The sequence below is a fragment of the Mycobacterium sp. genome (assembly GCF_050701675.1).
Lineage (GTDB): Bacteria > Actinomycetota > Actinomycetes > Mycobacteriales > Mycobacteriaceae > Mycobacterium.
Genome location: NZ_JBOGDD010000515.1, coordinates 1 through 4,089 on the forward strand (window position 1 = coordinate 1; position 4,089 = coordinate 4,089).

The following is a 4,089-nucleotide window of genomic DNA, read 5'->3' on the forward strand; positions in this document are numbered from 1 at the left end:
GGATGACCAAGGCCGTGGTGTCCAAGTATCAGTTCGGAAAGTGGCACGCGGCAATGCAAGCGTGCAATGCGCACGGCCGTGGCCATCTCCTCGCCGAGGTTGACGGGCCCGAACTCCGTCGACGCACTGGTTCGCCCAAGCCGTTGGCCGGCGTCACGCAGACTGATGCAGGCACGGTGCAGCCCGCGACGCTGGCCAGGGGTCTCCGCCACGTGGCATTGGAGCTGGGGGCAAAGATCTACGAGGGAACGCCGATGACGGGCCTCGACCGTGGGAAGCCGAACCGGGTGCGCACGGGCGCAGGCAGTGTCACGTGCGAGAGCGTCGTCCTTGCGCTCGGCGCATGGATGGGGCGGTTTCGCGAATTGCGACGCGCCTTCGTGCCGATCGGGAGCTCGATGGTCGTCACCGAACCGTTGGGGGACAAGTTGCTCGGTCGTGCCTTTGCGAATGGCGCGGGGACTGGCGATCTGCGCATGTCCGTTCATCACATGCAGGTGACTCCAAACGGCCGCCTCGCATTCGGGCGTGGCGGCGGCCCCCTTGGACCCGCCGGACGAGTGACGTCATCAGTCCTGTACGACCCGCGTTCGATTCGCTCGATCATCGGTGATCTGCGCGGGTGGTTTCCCGACCTGGCTGATGCCCGCATCACGCATGCGTGGAGCGGCGCGGTCGACCGTGCACCGAGCCACTTGCCGTTCATCGGCCAACTCGGCGGTCGTGGCACGATCCACTACGCCAGCGGAATCTCGGGTCAGGGTGTCGCGCAGTGCGCCTACCTCGGACGAGTGCTGGGGCGCACCGTGCTGGGGATGCAGGACGCGGACACCCGCTCGCCACTGACACACGGACCGACGGCGTTCTTGCCGCCTGAGCCATTCCGTTCGGTCGGCGGTGCCGTCGTGCGAGCCACTGTCGAGTGGGTCGAGAACAAGCAGGAGGACGGCCTCCGCCTGAACGTGAACAAAGCACTCAAGAAGCTGATTTCAACGACGACCCCACGCGCGCTGGAGCCAAGGTTGTGGCGATCGCCCTCGATGGCTGCGCCGAACGAGATTTCTTGAAGCTCACGACTATCCGTAGCCAACGGGTCGGAGATATCTCCGTGCCGGGCCGAGCGTCCGATGCAGAAATGAAGGTTGAGCATTCGATGTCATTCGAGAATATCGCGCCCATCGTCCTCCCGACGGCACCGGGACGCATCGCGGATGCCATTCGAGCATCGATCCTCGACGGTAGCCTGGCTCCTGGGTCGCAGTTGACCGAAATGCAACTCGCCGAACGGCTCAATGTCAGCCGCGGTTCGATTCGCGAAGCCATGCAGCGACTGATTCAAGAGGGACTGCTACGAACGAAGCCGCACCACGGCACATTCGTCATCGAGCTCGGCACCGAGGATATCGCTGATATCTATCTGGCACGCCGGGCGGTGGAAACCACTGCCGCAGTGCGTCTCATGGGGGGACAGCGCAACGAAGCCACCTTCGTTGCCCTTGATCGGGCGGTAGACAACCTTCGCGCTGCCGTCGACGGTGGTCACTGGGCAGATGTCGTCGGAGCTGACATCTGCTTTCACGAAATGCTCGTGGACTCGGCCAAGAGCCAACGGTTGACCCGGATGTTCACCACACTGACGGCCGAGACCAGGATGTGTATGGCTGGCTTGCTCGATGGCAATCCCGGGTGGTTGAAGCGAGCGGTCAGCGAGCACGTCGATCTGGTCGCGGCCCTGCGTCGTGGCGACAAGGATCAGACCGTCGAACTCCTTGACAGTCACTTCTCGCTCGACGACGCATTGAGCTACCGCGCGGCTGAGAATGTTCCCGGCGCGTATGTCTAGGGATATCAAGTGTCACAACAACGTCAGAAGCATCATCATGACCCCTGTTCGAGACGGCAAAGAGGAGAATATGCCACGACGGGTGACACAGACGACCACGGCATCAGCGGAGGTTTCCGCAGGGGGTTGCTTCGACATGCTCTCGGATGTGCGACGTGCCTGAGTTGGTGAATGCGGTGACCCATCAGATTGCCCTGATCCCGGGTGACGGAATCGGAGGTGAGGTGATCGAGCCGGCGACTGCTGTGCTCGACGCCGTCGGTAACCGACACGGCATCACATTCGGCTACGACCTCTTCGACTGGTCCTGCGCCCGATATCTGCAGCGGGGAGCGATGATGCCCGACGATGGTCTCGATCAGATCCGTGGGCACGATGCGATTCTCTTGGGTGCGGTCGGCTGGCCTGGCGTCGCCGACCATGTCTCGTTGTGGGGGTTACTGATTCCCATCCGGCGGGAGTTCGGGCAGTACGTCAACCTGCGCCCCATCACGGTTTTCGAAGGCGTGAACTCACCGGTGCGCGGAGTACTTCCCGGAGACGCCTCCGGGGGTGTGGACTTCGTCGTGGTGCGGGAGAACACCGAGGGGGAATATTCCGAGATCGGCGGACGCTTCGGGCGCGGTACCGAAACTGAATTCGCCAGCCAAGAAGCCATCTTCACGAGGATTGGTATTGAGAGGATCGCTGACTACGCGTTCGCACTAGCGGGCGGGCGCCGCAATCGTCTGGTCTCTGCGACTAAGTCAAACGGGATCGTGCACACCATGCCCTTCTGGGATGAGGTTGTGGCGCAACGTGGATCGGCACATCCGCAGGTTTCCTGGCGCAGCGAACACATAGACGCTCTGGCAGCCAAGATGGTGCTCGAGCCGGCATCGTTCGACGTGGTGCTTGCGTCCAATCTATTTGGCGACATTCTTTCGGACCTGGCTGCTGCGGTCGCCGGGTCGATCGGTTTGGCTCCTTCCGGGAATTTGGACCCGTCCGGCAGATTTCCGTCGATGTTCGAGCCGGTGCACGGGTCGGCGCCCGACATCGCGGGTCAGGGAAAGGCGAACCCGCTGGGCGCGATCTGGTCAGCAGGGCTCATGCTCGACCACCTCGACCACCCAGAAGCAGCTGCGGAAGTCCTCGGTGCCATGCGTGACGTGTTGCGCACCCGTGAAACGCTGACGCCGGATCTGGGAGGAACATCAACCACAACGCAGCTGACGCGGGCGGTTATCGACCGACTGACAACGCACACCACTGGTCGCAGAAACTGAACCGAGAGATGCTGAAAACCTGCCGAACCGAGTGCTTCGAGACCGGCACCAGGGTGGTGGTCGATCAGGCGCTCCCGTGTGAAAGCGACATGTTTGTATGACCAACGCCGTGGTCCTCAGCCTGGGTTGACCACGATCGGCGCCTAAGAATTGAGATCCGGTGACCACGGCCATGGCGTCTTTTGTTGACAATCAACGATAGTCTGTGAGCAAGATGGCCGGTTCATCTGCGATAACGGCGAAGGAAGGCCTGATGGCGTTCGACAGTATCAAGCCGATGGCTCTGACTACGGCCCCAGGCCGTATTGCGGATGTTATCCGGGGGTCGATCCTCGACGGGACATTGGCGCCGGGTGAACAGTTGACTGAAACCCAGCTCGCTGAGCGGCTGAGTGTCAGCCGTGGTCCGATTCGTGAGGCGATGCAGCGTCTGGTGCAGGAGGGCCTGTTGTGGAGCAAGCCCCACCACGGAACCTTCGTGGTCGAACTGGGCCATGAGGATGCCGCCGATATCTACCTGGCGCGGCGAGCAGTCGAGGGGACAGCTGCAATACGGGTGATGGGGCGGCTCGATAGTGCACCGGCGTTCAAGGCGCTCGACCAAGCGGTATCTGAACTGCGGTTGGCGGTGAAATCCGGTGAGTGGGCTGCCATAGTGTCTGCGGACATCAAGTTTCACGAGGTTTTGGTCAGTGCGGCTAAGAGCCCGCGTTTGAGTCGTGTGTTCAGCACCTTGACCGCTGAAACACGGCTGTGCATGGCGGCTTTCGTGGAAGGCCATCCCGATTGGCTCAAGCGAGCGGTATCTCAACACCGTGACCTGGTGGCTGCGATACGCAATGGTGACCAGGCCGAGGTACTCAATTTGCTAGACACCCACTTCAATCTCGACGAGCACCTTGCTTACCGCGGTGACGTTACCCACAAGAACGAGGAGAAGAAGGCGCGCGCCTAGGACGCAACCATAAGGACCTATAC

Annotated in this window: 4 protein-coding genes; all 4 read left to right on the plus strand. The window is 61.8% G+C overall.

The window, feature by feature from the left end; all coding sequences use genetic code 11:
* Positions 1–1,067: NAD(P)/FAD-dependent oxidoreductase (locus ACRDUX_RS15505; protein ID WP_526414907.1), on the plus strand; the 1,067-nt coding region annotated here is incomplete at its 5' end.
* Complete coding sequence (locus ACRDUX_RS15510) at positions 1,025–1,843, plus strand: GntR family transcriptional regulator (RefSeq protein ID WP_526414908.1); 819 nt, start codon at positions 1,025–1,027, stop codon at positions 1,841–1,843. The genes ACRDUX_RS15505 and ACRDUX_RS15510, both read left to right, overlap by 43 nt.
* A gap of 164 nt (positions 1,844–2,007) precedes the next feature.
* Positions 2,008–3,111, plus strand: coding sequence for a tartrate dehydrogenase (locus ACRDUX_RS15515; protein ID WP_526414909.1), 1,104 nt, complete (start codon positions 2,008–2,010; stop codon positions 3,109–3,111).
* Positions 3,112–3,325: 214 nt separating this feature from the next.
* Positions 3,326–4,066 (plus strand): GntR family transcriptional regulator, encoded by a 741-nt coding sequence (locus ACRDUX_RS15520; RefSeq protein WP_526414910.1) that lies wholly within the window; start codon positions 3,326–3,328, stop codon positions 4,064–4,066.
* Positions 4,067–4,089 lie beyond the last annotated feature (23 nt).